This is a genomic window from gamma proteobacterium symbiont of Scutellera amethystina, assembly GCF_059730845.1.
Window position 1 is genome coordinate 2,690,438 of the sequence record NZ_AP035935.1, and the last position, 17,037, is coordinate 2,707,474.

A 17,037-nucleotide genomic window follows, 5' to 3' on the forward strand; every position below is an offset into this window, starting at 1 on the left:
TGCCCCCTTTTGGCGCAGCGCGCGTGCAGAATTGCCATTCATCGTCTACGCCGCTTGCAGTGATTGTTAACAAAATTGCTGAAACCTTTTTTTGCGACAGTAATTTCCCTACAATCGAAAACTATGTTGTCAGACACACACTGAGGAACGCATGAGTACGGCCAAACACAGTAAGCTGCTCATTCTGGGCTCCGGCCCTGCCGGTTACACCGCAGCGGTTTATGCCGCCCGCGCTAACCTGAACCCGGTTTTGATTACCGGACTGGAAAAAGGCGGCCAGCTCACCACCACGACTGAAGTCGAAAACTGGCCGGGCGACCCGCACGATCTGACCGGCCCTGCGCTGATGGAACGCATGCAGGAGCATGCTGAGAAGTTCAACACTGAAATCATCTTTGACCATATTCACACGGTTGATTTGCAGAACCGTCCGTTCCGCCTGACCGGCGACAGCGGCGAATACACGGCGGATGCGCTGATCATCGCGACCGGTGCTTCAGCGCGCTACCTTGGCCTGCCGTCAGAAGAGGCATTCAAAGGCAAAGGGGTTTCGGCCTGCGCTACCTGTGATGGTTTCTTCTATCGCAACCAAAAAGTCGCGGTTATCGGCGGCGGTAACACGGCAGTTGAAGAGGCGCTCTATCTGGCGAACATCGCTTCCGAAGTGCACCTGATTCACCGTCGTGACAGCTTCCGCGCTGAGAAAATCCTGATTGACCGCCTGATGGAGAAAGTGCGTAACGGCAACATCGTGCTGCACACTGACCGCGCGCTGGACGAGGTGGTAGGCGATCAGATGGGCGTCACCGGGTTGAAACTCTCGTCAACCAAAGGTGAAGCCCCGCTCTCGCTGGAAGTGGCGGGCCTGTTTGTCGCCATCGGTCATAGTCCGAACACGGCGATTTTCGATGGCCAGCTGGATCTGGAAAACGGCTATATCAAAGTGCAGTCCGGCCTGCAGGGCAACGCCACGCAGACCAGCGTGCCGGGCGTGTTCGCTGCCGGTGACGTAATGGACCACATCTATCGTCAGGCCATTACCTCTGCCGGTACCGGCTGTATGGCCGCGCTGGATGCGGAACGTTATCTGGATGGTCTGGTTAAAAACGATAAGTAAGTTGTTAATTATCTGATCATAATTGCACTGAGGCGGCCACTTTTGGTCGCCTTTTTTATCGCCTGCGTGCTACAGTTCTGCCACCCGTCTGTCCGGCATTTAGCGTCGGATTTTGCCTCTCGTCACGGTGATCAAACGGCTTCGCATGAACAAATCACGGCAACACGAACTGCTGCGCTGGTTACGCCAGCAACGTCATCATGGCGCACGCAGCCTGCGACTGGCCTCGCTGGCAGGTTTTGCTGCGGCGTTAATTCTCATCGCCCAGGCCTGGCTACTGGCCTCCCTGCTGCAAAAACTGCTGGTGGAACAGCAACCCCGCGCTGAACTGGTGAGTGATTTCCTGTTACTACTGCTGTGCTTCGCACTGCGCGCCGCGCTGCACTACGGTCGTGAGATGGCCGGCTTCAGGGCCGGCGTGGCGATTCGCCGTGCGCTGCGGCAACAGGTGCTGGACCGGCTGAACGCGCTCGGTCCGGCCTGGATTCAGGGCAAACCGGCCGGGAGCTGGGCGACGCTGCTGCTGGAACAAATTGAAGAGATGCAGGAGTATTACGCGCGCTATCTGCCGCAGATGTCGCTGGCGGTTTTTGTGCCCTGCGCCATCCTGATCGCCATTTTCCCGATTAACTGGGCCGCCGGACTGATTCTGCTGGCGACCGCGCCGCTGATTCCGCTGTTTATGGCGCTGGTCGGCATGGGAGCGGCCGATGCCAATCGGCGTAATTTTCTTGCGCTGGCGCGTCTGAGCGGCGATTTCTATGACCGGCTGCGCGGACGCGAAACGCTGCGCCTGTTTCACCGCGCGGATGCTGAGCAGCAGGCGATTGCCGCCACTACGCAGGATTTTCGTCAGCGTACCATGGAAGTGCTGCGCCTCGCCTTTCTCTCCTCTGCGGTGCTGGAGTTTTTCGCCTCGCTGGCGATTGCCGTGGTCGCGGTCTATTTCGGCTTCTCGTACCTGGGTGAACTCAATTTTGGCCATTACGGCACCGGCGTGACGCTGTTTGCCGGTTTCCTCGCGCTGATTCTTGCCCCCGAATTTTTCCAGCCGCTGCGCGATCTCGGCACCTTTTACCATGCCAAAGCGCAGGCGGTGGGCGGCGCAGACGCGCTGGATACCTTCCTGCGCGAAACGCCCCAGCGCGCGCCGCAGGCGGCCACACAAACGCTGGATGCTGACGCGCCACTCTCCCTCCGGGCGCAGGATCTGGTGATCATGACCGCCACCGGCGAGGCGCTGTCACAGCCGCTGAATTTCAGCCTTGCTCCCGGTCAGCGCGTGGCGCTGGTCGGTCAAAGCGGGGCCGGAAAAAGTGCGCTGATGAATGTCCTGCTCGGTTTTCTGCCCTACCAGGGTTCACTGTGCATTAACGGCCAGGAACTGCGCGACATCAGCCGCAGCAGCTGGCAGCAGCAGCTGGCCTGGGTAGGACAAAATCCGCAGCTGCCGGCGGCGACGCTGCGTGACAATCTCCAGCTTACTGACACGCCGGTGGAAGAGGCCACGCTGACCGCCGTGCTGCAGCGCGCTGGCGTCAGCGAATTTTTGTCGCGTCTGCCGCAGGGGCTGGATACGCCAGTTGGCGATGGCGGCATCGGCCTGTCCGTTGGGCAGGCACAGCGCATCGCCGTTGCGCGGGCGCTGCTGAAACCGGCCCGCCTGCTGCTGCTGGACGAACCGGGCTCCGGGCTCGACAGCCAGAGCGAGCAGCACGTGATGGGCGCGCTACAGCAGGCCGCACAGCAGCAAACTACGTTAATGATTACCCATCAGTTGCACGCCCTCGACCAGTGGGATGAAGTGTGGGTGATGCAGGCCGGACAACTGGTGCAGCAGGGCCACTGGCAACAGCTGATCGCTGAAGCCGGCCCGCTGCGCGAGCTGGCGCAGCATCGTCAGAAGGAGATTGCCTGATGCGCACGTTACTGCCTTTCCTGCGCCTGTATCGCCGCCATCCGTGGCGTTTAGGTCTTGGCGTGGTGCTGGCGATTGTCACGCTGCTCGCCAGCATCGGCTTGCTGACGCTGTCCGGCTGGTTTCTTGCTGCCTCTTCGCTGGCTGGCGTCGCCGGCTTGTACAGCTTCAATTACATGCTGCCCGCAGCTGGTGTGCGTGGCGCGGCAATCACCCGCACCGCCGCGCGCTATTTTGAACGGCTGGTGAGCCACGACGCCACTTTCCGCGTGCTGCAGCATCTGCGCGTCTTTACCTTCAGCCGGCTGATGGCGCTGGCACCGGCGCAGCTGGCGCGCTTTCGTCACGGCGAACTGCTGAACCGATTTGTCAGCGATGTTGATACCCTCGACCATCTCTATTTACGCGTTATTTCTCCACTGCTGGGTGCGGCGGTGGTGATTGTGGTGGTGACCTGTGGCCTGGCGCTACTCGATATGCGACTGGCGCTGCTGCTTGGGGCGATCATGTTGCTGACGCTGCTGCTGATGCCGCCGCTTTTCTGGCGACTCGGCGCGCGCACCGGCGCGCAGATTGCCCGTTACCAGGCTCGCTGGCGCCTGCAACTGACGCACTGGCTCAGCGGACTGGCCGAGCTGCAGATTTACGGCGCGGCGGCGCTGTGGCGACAGCGGCTGGATCAGGAAGAACGTGCGTGGCAACAGGCGCAGCAGCAGCAACACCGGCTGCAGGCGGTGGCGCAGAGCCTGCTTACGTTGATCGCCGGCAGTACCGTTACGCTGCTGCTGTGGCTGGCCGCCAGCGGCGTCGGCACCAATAGCACACCGGGTGCACTGATTGCCCTGTTTGTGTTTTGCGCGCTGGCCGCGTTTGAAGCGCTGGCACCGGTGGCCGGCGCATTTCTGCCACTGGCGCAGGTGACGCACGCGGCGCAGCGCGTGCAGGAGATCATCGATCAACCGCCAGCCATTCACTTCCCGACACAACCGGTTGCGACGCAGCGCGGCCTCAGCCTGACGCTGGAACAGATCGATTTCAGCTATCCGCAGCGGCCAGAAGCGGTGCTGCACAATTTCTCCCTGACGTTAGCAGCCGGTGAACATCTGGCGCTGCTGGGCCCGACCGGCTGCGGGAAATCCAGCCTGCTGGCGCTGATCACGCGCGGCTGGGAAGCGCAGCGCGGCACGATTCGCCTGAACGGGATTGATCTGACGGCGTGGGACGAAGCCAGCCTGCGTCAGCGCATCAGCGTTGTCACGCAGCGCGTCCATCTTTTCAGCCAGACGCTGCGCGCTAATCTGCTACTGGCAGCACCACAGGCCAGCGATGCACAGCTGATTGACGTATTGCAGCGGGTTGGGCTGGCGCATCTGGCGCAGCAAAGTGAAGGGCTGAATGCGTGGATGGGAGAAGGCGGCCGACCGCTGTCCGGCGGTGAACTGCGCCGGCTGGCGATTGCCCGTGCGCTGCTGCACGATGGCGACCTGTGGCTGCTGGATGAGCCGACCGAAGGTCTGGATGCCGCGACCGAGCAGCAGATTCTCACGTTGCTACAGCAGGTTAGCCAGGGAAAAACGCTGATCATGGTGACGCATCGCCTGAGCGGACTGGAAAAAATGGATCGCATCTGTGTGCTTGACGGTGGGCAGATTATCGAATCCGGCAGCCATGACGAATTAATCTCAAAAGCTGGACGCTACTGGCGTTTCCAGCAGCGCTTTGCGCTATAGTCTATGCGTTTAGCCTGAGGGTGACCGACGCCATGAGACTGGTACAACTTTCCCGGGATTCGCTCAATTTCCCGCCGCCGGAGATGGCGCTGCGTGAACCAAACGGCCTGCTGGCCATGGGCGGCGATCTCTCCCCTGCCCGCCTGATGAATGCCTATCAGCGCGGTATTTTTCCGTGGTTTTCGCCCGGCGATCCAATTTTATGGTGGTCGCCAGATCCACGCGCGGTCCTGCTGCCGGAGTCGTTTCATCTCAGCCGCAGCATGGCGCGCTTCCATCGCCGTTCGCCCTATCGCGTCACCATGAATCACGCCTTTGCTCAGGTGGTGGAAGGTTGCGCCAGCGGGCGTCAGGAAGGCACCTGGATCACCTTTGAAGTGAAACGCGCCTGGCTTCGCCTGTATGAGCTGGGTCATGCGCACTCAATTGAGGTCTGGCAGGATCAACGCCTGGTTGGCGGCATGTATGGCCTGGCGCTCGGACAGATTTTTTGCGGCGAGTCGATGTTTAGCCGGGCGGAAAATGCCTCTAAAACCGCGCTGTGGGTTTTCTCACAGCACTTTATTGCGCATCAGGGACGGCTGATCGATTGTCAGGTGCTGAATCCGCATACCGCCTCGCTGGGCGCAGTTGAAATTCCGCGTGTCGACTATCTGCAATACGTGCAAACGCTGGCGTGGCAACCGGTGCAGACCGGCTGCTGGCAAACACAAACCCTTTTTTGACCGACCCCGCAGATGTTTTGCACACAATTCCCGACAAAAGTGATACAATAAGCAAGTTTGGTATGTCGTCCGCGCTTCGCTGTGGCGAGCCGGAATTGCCAGGCTGGGAATCTCACCCTGTTCCCGAAGCTGTTTCAGTTGCGCACCCGATGCCGATTGCTGCAGATTCTTAGCCCGCTAATCCCCCGCAGACGTCAAAAACACCCGAATTTATCCGTAATGCACGCGCAGCGGCGCGACGCACGGCGAAGCGTTGGCAAAAACAACCAACGTTTCTTTACATAAATCATGGAATTCGGCATTATCTTGCCGGTTCAACAGTTTGGTAGTTCACCCAGAGGATTCGATGGCCAAAGAAGACAATATTGAAATGCAAGGTACCGTACTGGATACGTTACCTAACACCATGTTCCGCGTAGAGCTTGAAAACGGGCACGTGGTTACCGCTCATATCTCCGGTAAAATGCGTAAAAACTACATCCGCATCCTGACGGGCGACAAAGTGACTGTCGAGTTGACCCCGTACGACCTGAGCAAAGGCCGCATTGTCTTCCGTAGTCGCTAAGTTGTTGCACTCGCCTCGCGTTTGCTGATGTAAACTAAGCGCGAAAAAAAAGGCCGGATTTTAATCCGGCCTTTTTCTTATCTGCGCACCGGCTTAATGCACGGTGCCCTCGGTTTTGCGTTTTTCCGCACTCATGAAGTGGTAGGTGAGCTGGTTTTTCTCTTTATCCAGTCCAACCGACACCGATCCGCCATCTACCAGCGAGCCAAACAGCAGCTCGTTAGCCAGCGGTTTCTTCAGGTTTTCCTGCACGGTACGCGCCATCGGACGCGCGCCCATCGCTTTGTCGTAACCTTTTTCGGCCAGCCAGTCGCGCGCATCATCGCTGACTTCCAGCGACACACCTTTCGCATCCAGCTGTGCCTGCAGCTCAACAATAAATTTATCCACCACCTGATGGATCACCTGAGTATCAAGGTGACGGAACCAGATAATATTGTCGAGACGGTTACGGAACTCCGGCGTAAAGATCTTTTTGATCTCTTCCATCGCGTCGGTGCTGTTGTCCTGCTGAATCAGGCCGATGGATTTACGCTCGGTCTCGCGCACCCCGGCGTTGGTGGTCATCACCAGCACCACGTTGCGGAAGTCCGCTTTGCGGCCGTTGTTATCGGTCAGCATTCCGTTGTCCATCACCTGCAGCAGCAGGTTGAAGACATCCGGATGGGCTTTCTCGATCTCATCCAGCAGCACCACCGCGTGCGGATGCTTGATGACGGCATCGGTCAGCAGACCGCCCTGATCAAAGCCGACGTAGCCCGGAGGCGCACCAATCAAACGACTGACGGTGTGACGCTCCATATACTCGGACATATCAAAGCGCAGCAGTTCAATGCCAAGCGCCTTCGCCAGCTGCACGGTGACCTCGGTTTTACCGACCCCGGTCGGACCCGCAAACAGGAACGACCCGACTGGCTTACGCTCCTGCCCCAGACCCGCACGGCTCATCTTAATAGCTTCAGTCAGCGCTTCAATCGCGTTGTCCTGACCAAACACCAGCATTTTCAGACGGTCGCCGAGATTTTTCAGCGTATCGCGATCGGTGGCCGAAACGCTCTGCTCCGGAATACGCGCGATGCGCGCCACCACGGATTCGATGTCCGACACGTTGACGGTTTTCTTGCGCTTGCTGACCGGCACCAGACGCGCACGCGCGCCAGCTTCATCGATCACGTCAATCGCCTTGTCCGGCAGATGACGGTCATTGATGTATTTCACCGCCAGCTCAACCGCCGCACGTACCGCTTTGGCGGTGTAGCGCACATCGTGATGCGCTTCGTACTTCGGCTTCAGCCCGTTAAGAATTTGTACCGTCTCTTCAACCGATGGCTCAGTGATATCAATTTTCTGGAAACGGCGCGCCAGCGCACGATCCTTCTCAAAGATATTGCTGAACTCCTGATAGGTCGTGGAACCCATCACGCGGATTTTACCGCTGGAAAGCAGCGGCTTGATCAGGTTCGCCGCATCCACCTGGCCGCCCGATGCCGCACCGGCACCGATAATGGTGTGGATCTCGTCGATGAACAGAATGCTGTTGTTATCCTGTTCCAGTTGTTTCAGCAGCGCTTTAAAACGTTTTTCAAAATCACCGCGGTATTTGGTACCGGCCAGCAGCGAACCAATATCCAGCGAGTAGATGGTGCACTCTTTCATCACTTCCGGCACGTCGCCCTGCACAATGCGCCAGGCGAGCCCTTCCGCAATCGCGGTTTTACCGACGCCCGATTCGCCCACCAGCAGCGGGTTATTCTTGCGACGACGGCACAGCACCTGAATGGCCCGTTCCAGCTCTTTATCGCGGCCGATCAGCGGGTCAATTCCGCCGACGCGAGCAAGCTGATTAAGATTGGTGGTGAAGTTTTCCATACGTTCCTCCCCGCCTGCTTGCTCTTCGTTAACCGGATTTTCCGCGCTGTTCTGCGGCTGGCCCGGTTCGTCTTTACGCGTACCATGGGAGATGAAGTTCACCACATCAAGGCGGCTCACTTCGTGTTTGCGCAGCAGGTAAGCCGCTTGCGACTCCTGCTCGCTGAAAATGGCGACCAGCACGTTCGCACCGGAAACTTCACTGCGACCGGATGACTGGACATGGAAGACCGCACGCTGCAGCACACGCTGGAAGCTGAGCGTCGGCTGAGTGTCGCGCTCCTCTTCGCTGGCAGGCAGCACCGGCGTGGTTTGTTCGATGAAGGCTTCGAGTTCCTGACGCAGAGCCGCAATATCCACCGTACAGGCTTCCAGTGCCTCTCTGGCCGACGGGTTGCTGAGCAGCGCCAGCAACAGATGTTCGACGGTCATAAACTCGTGACGGTGCTCGCGCGCTCTGGCGAAAGCCATGTTTAAACTGAGTTCCAGTTCTTGATTGAGCATTTGGCACCTCCCCCAATTATCGCTCTGACGGACTGAATCCTATATGGAGACAGCTTCAGGCTTTTTCCAGCGTACACAGCAACGGATGTTGATTTTCCCGCGCGTAATTGTTCACCTGGGCGACTTTGGTCTCCGCCACTTCTGCAGTGAATACACCACAGATTGCCTTTCCATGGTAGTGAACTTTCAGCATCAGTTGCGTTGCACGTTCAACATCATAAGAAAAGAACTTTTGCAGAACGTCAATAACAAATTCCATAGGTGTATAATCGTCATTATTCAGAATGACTTTATACATTGAAGGCGGCTTTAACCCTTCGCGTACTTTGTCTTCGGCCAGATGTTCAAAGTTAAGCCAGTCGTTTGTGTTTGCCATAATGTTCCGTTGAAATTCTGCGTTACGGTAGCGCACATTTCTGTGCTCTCACCTCAAGTTTAACACGCCTGTCAAGCCGCTTTTCCTGTGGCAAAAATCGGTCCTGAAAGCGCATGCGCGACCTGTATCACAAAATTTGCAATAGCGTTAACTGCCTCAAATTTTGATGAATTTCTCCCCGTGCGCCAGGGCCGTTTGCTTGACGATAAGGTCCGTTTCTCTACATTCTACTTACACAAGCTGATTGAGTTTTAAACAAACTCGACTCACAGCTTCAATGACCTCACCTACTTATCAAAATGTCTTGCGAGGGAAGTAAAAGCATGGAGACGGGTACTGTTAAATGGTTCAACAACGCCAAAGGCTTCGGCTTTATCTGTCCGATTGGCGGCGGCGACGATATCTTCGCACACTACTCCACGATTCAGATGGAGGGATACAGAACGCTGAAAGCGGGCCAGCACGTTCAGTTCGATGTCCATGAAGGGCCGAAAGGCAACCATGCCAGTCTGATTGTGCCCTGTGAAGCATCGTCACTCTCCTGACGGGCGCGCGTCTGCTCTCATTCTGACCACTCCCGAAAAAAAATGCCAGCCGCAGACGCTGGCATTTTTCTTTGGCGTCCCGCGGCAGTTTTACTCTGCCCGACCGCGCGCCAGCCACATCACGCGGCCAAACAGCTGATCGAGCAACGGCGGAATCGCCTGCGGCCCGCGTTCGGCCGCTGCCATCGCCACCGCAATCGCCAGTTCCGGCTTCGAGCTGTGATGAATGGCTTTGGTAATAATACGCCGCGCGTTCATCGGCACGTTTAACGGCAGGTGCGCCATCTGGTGATAGACATCACTAAAGCCCTGCTTATAAAGGAAGTGTTCGATGTCGGGCGCCGGGAACTGCGTGAGATGGTCGCTCTCCTGCTCATGCGGCTGTAGCTGGCTGCGCGCGGTGGCGGCATATTTTTTTCCGGCCTCGTCGCCGTCAGTCAGCACGTGCCAGGCAATGCCCATGCGGCGCGCATATTTCAGCAGCGGCTTAAGCCCGGACTGCGCAAACTCAATCACCTTCACGCCTTCCGCGGCAAAATGGTAGCCGCGCTGCCGCGCCAGCTCATTGATGATCCACACTTCGGTTTCACCCTCTACCAGCAACCAGCAGCGGGCAAACAGCGCCGACGGACGGTTAACGCGGATGTGAAAGCCGATACGGCGCGCCTCTTCGGCACTTAATCCCTCCGGCCCGATACGCCACGCCGCCACGCGGTCGGGCTCGCGCACCAGTCGGCAGATTTGCTCCAGCGCCACCTGTGACAGCAGCTCGCCGGAGTTAGTGGTGGCGATTTTTTGCAGCGGCATCAGCGCCAGCAGATTCCACGCCACCGACAGCATGATGGGATGCAGCCGCGTTTCCGGATCCTCCACCAGCAGCAAGGGGCGCGCGCCTGCGGGCAGCGCATCGCTGCCGTGCGCCTGCAGCAGGAGCGAGAACATGCGCAGCAGAATCACCTGGCGACTGCGCGATTCGGTACCGGCGATCAGCTGATTGAGCTGATCGAGCGAACGCCAGCCCTGACTGCCGTCACGCAGCTCCGGCGCAACCCGCGCGGCACCCGTGTCCGGTTGCTGTACCAGAAAATAGTGCGCCATCAGCTGCTGCATGGTGTGCAATCCCTGGCGCAACAGCTCGTCGCTCAGGGTTTGCGGCCGCGCCACCAGATCGCGCGTCAGGCTATGCATCTCCTGCGCCAGCGCGCTTAGCGTATCAGCGCGCCGCTGGGTGTCGTTGTCGTTATGGCGCGACCGCCGGCCAAAGCGCGCATCACGCAGGCGCAGCACCGGATAGTACGCGCGCAACTGCGCCAGCGCGGCGTCGGTGCCCGCCAGCGGCAGCACCTCGCCACGCGCGTCAATAAAGCGCCAGCGGGTTTTGACCTCGTTACCCTGGCGCGTCGCCAGCGTACTGAAGCGCAGGTAGCGCCCTGCGTCATCCTGCTGCCAGAACGGCGCAAACAGCGCTTCATGCTCATCGCCCTGCGCGCGAAAGCGAAACACCAGCTGCAACTTATGTAGGCGTGCTTCCACCTCACCGGGCGGGAAATGGAAGTCCTGTTCGGTGAACATATAGGGCTCAGCGGCCGGTGCCAGCAGCAGCGTTAGCGCATCCAGCAAACTGGATTTACCCCACGCGTTTTCCCCAATCAGCAGGTTGGTGTCGGTCAGCGGCAGCGACAACCGGTTAATGCCGCGAAAGCCGTGTATATCGATATGTTCCAGAATCATCGCGCAGTCCCTCCGTGCTTTGCCAGAGCATGGTCCGCCGCGCTGCGTTGGTCAAGTCGGCAGCGGGAGAAAAGGTTTACACTTCAGGCATTTTCCATTAGCGTGGCGTCTCGCAAAAAAGGACGTCATTTTTCATGTATACCGGACTGCTTATCATTCTGGTGCCGCTGATGGTGGGCTATTTGCTGCCGTGGCATCAGCCTGCACTGTTGCAGCGCGTTAACCGCCTGCTGAGTTTGCTGATTTACGCCATTCTGTTTTTTATGGGTACCAGCCTCGCCTTCCTCGACAATCTCGGCACCAACTTGCTGATCGTATTTAAAACCGCGCTGATTGCCGCGGGCGCCATCCTGAGCTGCTCGCTGCTGGCGCTGTGGCTGCTGGATCGCCGCTGGCCGTGGCGGCAGCAGCATCGCCAGCAGAATCTGCCGTCGCGCTGGCACATGGTTCTGGAGTCACTCAAGCTGTGTGTGGCGGTGCTGGCCGGTTTCCTGCTGGGATTAACCCAATGGGCGCCGCTGCGCCATGCCTCCACCCTGAGCGAAATTGCGCTGGTGGTGCTGCTGTTCCTGGTGGGCGTGCAGCTGCGCGGCAGCGGCATGACGCTGCGCCAGATCACCCTGAACCGGCGCGGCATGACGGTAGCGCTGGTATCCCTGTGCGGCTCGCTGGGCGGCGGCGTGCTGGCGGCGTGGCTGCTCGGCGTTTCGCTGTCAACCGGACTGGCGCTGGCCAGCGGCTTCGGCTGGTATTCGCTGTCCGGCATTCTGATGACCGAAGCGTACGGCCCGGTGATCGGCAGCGCCGCCTTCTTTAACGATCTGCTGCGCGAGCTGGCTGCGGTGCTGCTGATTCCGGTGCTGGTCAACCGCTACCGCAGTATGGCACTCGGGCTGAGCGGTGCCACGTCGATGGATTTCACCCTGCCGATTCTGCAGCGTGCCGGCGGAATGGAGATTGTGCCTGCGGCCATCGTGCACGGTTTTATCATGAACCTGCTGGCGCCGATCCTCATCGCCCTGTTTTCCGCCTGACGCGCAGCGCATTTTTTCACGCCCGCTGCGCTGCGGCTTCGTCTACGCTTTCTCTCTGACACGTTTTTTGCCATCCGACTGGATGGCCAACACCAGAAAGGAGCGAACGATGAAGCAAACTGTGGCGGCCCTGCTGGCCAAAACGCTGGAGAGCGCCGGCGTAAAACGCATCTGGGGCGTAACCGGTGACTCCCTCAACGGACTGAACGACAGCCTCAACCGCATGGGCACCATCGAATGGATGCCAACGCGCCATGAAGAAGTGGCCGCTTTTGCCGCCGGGGCGGAAGCACAAATCAGCGGTGAGCTGGCGGTGTGCGCCGGCTCCTGCGGCCCTGGCAACCTGCATCTGATCAACGGCCTGTTTGACTGCCATCGCAACCATGTTCCGGTGCTGGCAATTGCCGCGCACATTCCTTCGAGCGAAATCGGCAGCGGCTATTTTCAGGAAACCCATCCGCAGGAGTTATTCCGCGAGTGCAGCCATTACTGCGAACTGGTCTCCAATCCGGAACAGCTGCCGCAGGTGCTCGGCATTGCGATGCGTAAAGCCATCCTCAATCGCGGCGTGTCGGTGATTGTGCTGCCGGGTGACGTGGCGCTGCAGGCGGCGCCGGAGAACGCGCGCAGCGAATGGTATCCGCCGCAGCTGCCGCAGGTGGTGCCGTCGGTCAGTGAACTGACGCGCCTCGCAGAAACGCTTAATGAAGCGAAAAATATCACCCTGATGTGCGGCAGCGGCTGCGCCGGTGCCCATGCGGAAGTAGTAAAGCTGGCCGAAACGCTGAAAGCACCGGTGGTGCACGCCATGCGCGGCAAAGAGCACCTCGAGTACGACAACCCGTATGATGTCGGCATGACCGGGCTGATCGGCTTCTCATCCGGCTATCACGCCATGATGAACGCCGACACGCTGGTGCTGCTCGGCACTCAGTTCCCTTATCGCCCGTTCTACCCGGCGGACGCGCGCATTATTCAGATTGATATCAATCCGGCCAGCCTCGGCGCGCACAGTCACGTCGACATGGCACTGGTGGGTGACATCAAAGCCACGCTACAGGCGCTGCAGCCGCAGCTCACCAGCCACAGCGACCGTCATCACCTCGATCGCGCACTGGAGCACTACGCGGATGCGCGCAAAGGGCTGGACGATCTGGCGACCGCCAACGATAAGCAGGCGATTCACCCGCAGTATCTGGCCCAGCAGATCAGCCACTACGCGGCCGATGATGCCATCTTTACCTGTGATGTCGGCACGCCAACGGTGTGGGCGGCGCGCTATCTGAAAATGAACGGCAAGCGCCGTCTGCTCGGCTCGTTTAACCACGGTTCGATGGCCAACGCCATGCCGCAGGCGCTGGGTGCACAGGCCATCGATAAACAGCGTCAGGTGGTTGCGCTGTGCGGCGATGGCGGCTTCAGCATGCTGATGGGCGATTTCATCTCGCTGGCGCAGCTTAAGCTGCCGGTGAAGCTGGTGATCTTCAATAACAGCGTGCTGGGCTTTGTGGCGATGGAGATGAAAGCCGGCGGCTATCTCACCGACGGCACCGATCTGGAGAACCCGGACTTCGCCGCCATCGCCACCGCCTGCGGCATCAAAGGGATTCGCGTGGAGAAAGCCTCGGAGCTCGATGGCGCGCTGCAACAGGCGTTCGCCCACGACGGTCCGGTGCTGGTGGACGTGATCACCGCCAAGGAAGAACTGTCGATGCCACCGCAAATCAAAGCCGAGCAGGCTAAAGGTTTCAGCCTGTATATGCTGCGCGCGATCCTGAATGGCCGCGGTGATGAAATCGTCGAGCTGGCGAAAACCAACTGGCTGCGGTAAAACGAAGAGACTTGCCGGATTAATTATCATGCGGGCGCTTAGCCCGCTTTTTTATGTCAGGAGAACAACGTGATCGATTTACGCAGTGATACCGTGACCCGCCCGAGTGCCGCGATGCTGGATGCGATGATGGCGGCCGAAACCGGCGATGATGTCTATCGCGATGATCCCACCGTCAATGCGCTGGAGGCTGAAGCGGCGCGCCTGAGCGGTAAAGCGGCTGCGCTGTTCTTCCCTACCGGCACCCAGGCCAACCTGGTGGCGCTGCTGTGCCACTGCCAGCGCGGCGATGAGTACATCGTCGGCCAGCAGGCGCATAACTACAAATATGAGGCTGGCGGTGCCGCGGTGCTCGGCAGCATCCAGCCGCAGCCGATCCTCGCGGCTGCCGACGGCACGCTGCCGCTGCACGACGTGGCGGCCGCCATCAAGCCGGACGACATGCATTTTGCCCGCACCCGCCTGCTGAGCCTGGAAAATACCCATCACGGCAAAGTGCTGCCGCTGAGCTACCTTGAACAGGCGTGGCAATTTACCCGCGAGCGCCAGCTGGCGCTGCACATTGACGGCGCGCGCATCTTTAATGCCGTGGTGGCGCAGGGTGTGCAGCTGATCGATATCGCCCGCTACTGCGATAGCCTGACCATCTGCCTGTCGAAAGGACTGGGTACGCCGGTCGGCTCCCTGCTGTGTGGTGATGAAGCTTATATCGAGCAGGCGCGGCGCTGGCGCAAAATGACCGGCGGCGGCATGCGCCAGGCCGGCATTCTGGCGGCTGCCGGTCTCTACGCGCTGCAGCACAACGTGGCGCGTCTGCAGGAGGATCATGACAACGCCGCGTGGCTCGGCGCGCAGCTCAGCGCTCTTGGTGTGGAAGTAGTGAGCCAGCATACTAACATGCTGTTCGTGAAAGTGCCGGCGGAGCAGGTCGCACCGCTACAGCGCTGGATGCAGGCGGGCGACGTGCTGCTCAGCGTAGGTCCGCAGACCCGCATCGTCACCCATCTGGATGTCAGCCGCCAGCAATTACAGCAGCTGGTGGCGCGCTGGCAGGCCTTTCTGCAGCCGTAACGCCGCAACGCGCGGCTACGGTGCCGCGCCGTATTTCGCCAGCAGCGCACGGGCGATGGCCAGCGTCTCGACATCGGCTTCGCCACGGTAATCACGCGGGCGGAAATGCATCTGAAACGCCGCAATCAGTTTGCGCTGCATCTGCGGCGTTTGCGCAGCGGCAACGTCATAACCATAGCGCTGCAGCGCAGTCAGCAGCGCTGCGCTCTCCACCGGCGCATCCGGCGGCTGGTTAGCCAGATAGCGCTGTACCGTGGCGGCATCCGGCCACGCTCCCAGCCCCTGCCGGGCCAGCTGTTGCCACGGAAACAGCGGACCGGGATCCTGCTTGCGCTGCGGCGCGATATCACTGTGCCCGACAATATTTTCCGGACTGATGCCGTAACGCTGGCTGATATCGCGCACCAGCGCGGCCAGGGCCGTGATTTGCGCGGCGGTGAACGGCTGCCACTGCCGGCCGGTCAGCGTGCGGCGATAGCCGTCATTGACGATTTCGATGCCAATTGAGGTGTCATTAATGCGCGTTGCGCCGCGCCAGAAGCTCGGTCCGGCATGCCACGCCAGCTGGTTTTCAGGCACCAGCTGCCAGATCACCCCGGTGCCGTTTTTCTGCGGCGGCTGATGCGGAATCAGATAGTGTGCGCTGACGTTGCGGTCCGTCAGGGTTGCCAGCGACGAGGGAAAGTCCTCCGCCGTGTAGTGGATTACCACCACTTTGATGCGCGGTCTGGCCCCCTGCGCCGGGTGCGCGCTATCGACCCAATAGCCGTTGCGCGCTTCCAGCGTCGACTGGCAGGCGCTGAGCAGCAGCGCCATCGCCAGCAGTAACACCGCGCGCATTAGCGCACGATCACCGCAGTACCGGTAACGCTCACCATCAGCATGCTGCTGTCTTTGCCCACGGTTTCGTAGTCAATATCAATGCCAACCACTGCATTGGCGCCCATGGCTTTCGCCTGTTCTTCCAGCTCTTCGAAGGCGATCTGCCGCGCTTTGCGCAGCTCTTTCTCATAAGCACCGGAGCGGCCGCCGACGATATCGCGGATGCCGGCAAAGAAGTCGCGGAAAATGTTGGCACCGAGAATCGCTTCGCCGGTCACAACGCCGCAATATTCAGTGATGCTCTGCCCTTCCAGGGTTGGCGTAGTCGAAAATTTCATCGTTCTCTCCTGTGGTGATTCATGAGGCGATAGCTCGTACGGCGTAAAAGCACGGCTATACTCTATGCTAAAAATGGCGCTTTGCCAGTGAACAATAAGGAAATCGAGATGAGAAACAAAGCCTTTGCGCTGCTTGTTCCCGCTGCATTGCTGCTGAGTGCCTGTACCACCGTTGAGCCGGTGATCAAGGACAACGGGCCGCGTACCGCCCCCTGCGTTGACGGCGGTCCGGACAGCGTGGCGCAGCAGTTCTACGATTTACGTGTCAGCCAGCCAACCCAGGGATTGCCGGACAGCACCACGCTGGCAAAATATCGCCCGTACCTGAGCGACAACCTGTATCAGAAACTGCTGCATGCCAGCAGCCAGAGCAACCCACCGGCAGCGTGGCGCCAGGGCGATCTGTTCTCCAGCCTGGCACAGGGACCCACCGCCGCTGACGTGGCCAGCGCCTCCAGCATTCCTAACCGCGACGCGCGTAACATCCCGCTGCGCGTGACGCTGAGCCGCGGCGATAAAAGCTGGCGCGATGAAGTGCTGATGATCCACGAAGGTACCTGCTGGGTGGTGGATGATGTGCGCTACGTCGGCGACTGGCCACACGCCGGTGGCGGCTCGCTCAGCCAGCTGCTGGAAGAGAAAAAATAGTCGCGCATTTTTTCCGCACTCAGCCGCAACCATTAGCGCGCCGCACCATTGCGGCGCCGCTAAGCTTCCGTGCAACAGCCGACGCTTACCCGTCAGCCCCTTTCCCCGCTGCCCTGCCCGATTTTGTGCTACGCTTTTGCTGTTTAATTGCTCTTTAATAAATTTTAACCCACCTCAATTGCATAACTATTCTGGTGACGTTAAGATTTGCGA

The 17,037-nt window shown here is 59.5% G+C and carries 15 protein-coding genes; 10 read left to right on the top strand and 5 right to left on the bottom strand.

The window, feature by feature from the left end; translation table 11 throughout:
- The first annotated feature begins 151 nt into the window (after positions 1-151).
- The 5 genes from trxB to infA all read left to right on the top strand — a co-directional run bounded on the left by trxB (position 152) and on the right by infA (position 6,055).
- Positions 152-1,117, top strand: a complete 966-nt coding sequence (gene trxB, locus AC6I79_RS12585) for a thioredoxin-disulfide reductase (RefSeq protein WP_058775366.1) — start codon at positions 152-154, stop codon at positions 1,115-1,117.
- A 145-nt stretch (positions 1,118-1,262) separates the two neighbouring features.
- The gene (gene cydD, locus AC6I79_RS12590) at positions 1,263-3,035 is read left to right on the top strand and encodes a heme ABC transporter permease/ATP-binding protein CydD (RefSeq protein WP_104092765.1); all 1,773 of its coding nucleotides are present in this window, start codon (positions 1,263-1,265) and stop codon (positions 3,033-3,035) included.
- Entirely contained in the window at positions 3,035-4,765 is a 1,731-nt protein-coding gene (gene cydC / locus AC6I79_RS12595; RefSeq protein ID WP_058780816.1) for a heme ABC transporter ATP-binding protein/permease CydC, read from the top strand. The genes cydD and cydC overlap by 1 nt, the downstream gene beginning before the upstream one ends.
- A gap of 32 nt (positions 4,766-4,797) precedes the next feature.
- Positions 4,798-5,490: a leucyl/phenylalanyl-tRNA--protein transferase gene (gene aat / locus AC6I79_RS12600; RefSeq protein WP_058769537.1), complete on the top strand. Its 693-nt coding sequence runs from the start codon at positions 4,798-4,800 to the stop codon at positions 5,488-5,490.
- A 346-nt stretch (positions 5,491-5,836) separates the two neighbouring features.
- Positions 5,837-6,055, top strand: a complete 219-nt coding sequence (infA, locus tag AC6I79_RS12605; protein ID WP_002211347.1) for a translation initiation factor IF-1 — start codon at positions 5,837-5,839, stop codon at positions 6,053-6,055.
- 93 nt (positions 6,056-6,148) lie between these two features.
- On the opposite strand, the gene clpA is transcribed toward infA, so the two are convergent.
- Positions 6,149-8,428, bottom strand: a complete 2,280-nt coding sequence (clpA, locus tag AC6I79_RS12610) for an ATP-dependent Clp protease ATP-binding subunit ClpA (RefSeq protein ID WP_021508362.1) — start codon at positions 8,426-8,428, stop codon at positions 6,149-6,151.
- A gap of 55 nt (positions 8,429-8,483) precedes the next feature.
- Entirely contained in the window at positions 8,484-8,804 is a 321-nt protein-coding gene (gene clpS / locus AC6I79_RS12615) for an ATP-dependent Clp protease adapter ClpS (RefSeq protein ID WP_021508363.1), read from the bottom strand.
- Positions 8,805-9,127: 323 nt separating this feature from the next.
- Between clpS and cspD the strand changes: the two genes are divergently transcribed.
- Positions 9,128-9,349, top strand: a complete 222-nt coding sequence (cspD, locus tag AC6I79_RS12620; protein WP_058757774.1) for a cold shock-like protein CspD — start codon at positions 9,128-9,130, stop codon at positions 9,347-9,349.
- A 90-nt stretch (positions 9,350-9,439) separates the two neighbouring features.
- On the opposite strand, the gene AC6I79_RS12625 is transcribed toward cspD, so the two are convergent.
- Complete coding sequence (locus AC6I79_RS12625; RefSeq protein WP_498027318.1) at positions 9,440-11,080, bottom strand: DUF2813 domain-containing protein; 1,641 nt, start codon at positions 11,078-11,080, stop codon at positions 9,440-9,442.
- A gap of 134 nt (positions 11,081-11,214) precedes the next feature.
- Between AC6I79_RS12625 and AC6I79_RS12630 the strand changes: the two genes are divergently transcribed.
- From AC6I79_RS12630 to ltaE, 3 genes are all read left to right on the top strand, one after another.
- Positions 11,215-12,114 carry a LysO family transporter gene (locus AC6I79_RS12630; protein WP_021508365.1) on the top strand — a complete coding sequence of 300 codons (900 nt, stop codon included), beginning with the start codon at positions 11,215-11,217 and terminating at the stop codon, positions 12,112-12,114.
- Positions 12,115-12,223: 109 nt separating this feature from the next.
- Positions 12,224-13,945, top strand: coding sequence for a ubiquinone-dependent pyruvate dehydrogenase (gene poxB / locus AC6I79_RS12635; RefSeq protein WP_021508366.1), 1,722 nt, complete (start codon positions 12,224-12,226; stop codon positions 13,943-13,945).
- A gap of 69 nt (positions 13,946-14,014) precedes the next feature.
- Entirely contained in the window at positions 14,015-15,016 is a 1,002-nt protein-coding gene (gene ltaE / locus AC6I79_RS12640; RefSeq protein WP_059008976.1) for a low-specificity L-threonine aldolase, read from the top strand.
- A 15-nt stretch (positions 15,017-15,031) separates the two neighbouring features.
- Here ltaE and AC6I79_RS12645 read toward each other — a convergent pair whose 3' ends face one another.
- Together AC6I79_RS12645 and AC6I79_RS12650 are read right to left on the bottom strand one after the other, a co-directional pair.
- A complete protein-coding gene (locus AC6I79_RS12645) occupies positions 15,032-15,856 on the bottom strand; it encodes an N-acetylmuramoyl-L-alanine amidase (protein ID WP_498027319.1) in 825 nt (274 codons plus the stop codon).
- Positions 15,856-16,176 carry a heavy metal-binding domain-containing protein gene (locus tag AC6I79_RS12650; protein WP_132465365.1) on the bottom strand — a complete coding sequence of 107 codons (321 nt, stop codon included), beginning with the start codon at positions 16,174-16,176 and terminating at the stop codon, positions 15,856-15,858. The genes AC6I79_RS12645 and AC6I79_RS12650 overlap by 1 nt, the downstream gene beginning before the upstream one ends.
- A 108-nt stretch (positions 16,177-16,284) precedes the next feature.
- On the opposite strand from AC6I79_RS12650, the gene AC6I79_RS12655 reads away from it, so the two are divergent.
- On the top strand, positions 16,285-16,824 hold the full coding sequence (locus tag AC6I79_RS12655; RefSeq protein ID WP_021508370.1) for a lipoprotein: 540 nt from the start codon (positions 16,285-16,287) through the stop codon (positions 16,822-16,824).
- Positions 16,825-17,037: the final 213 nt, after the last annotated feature.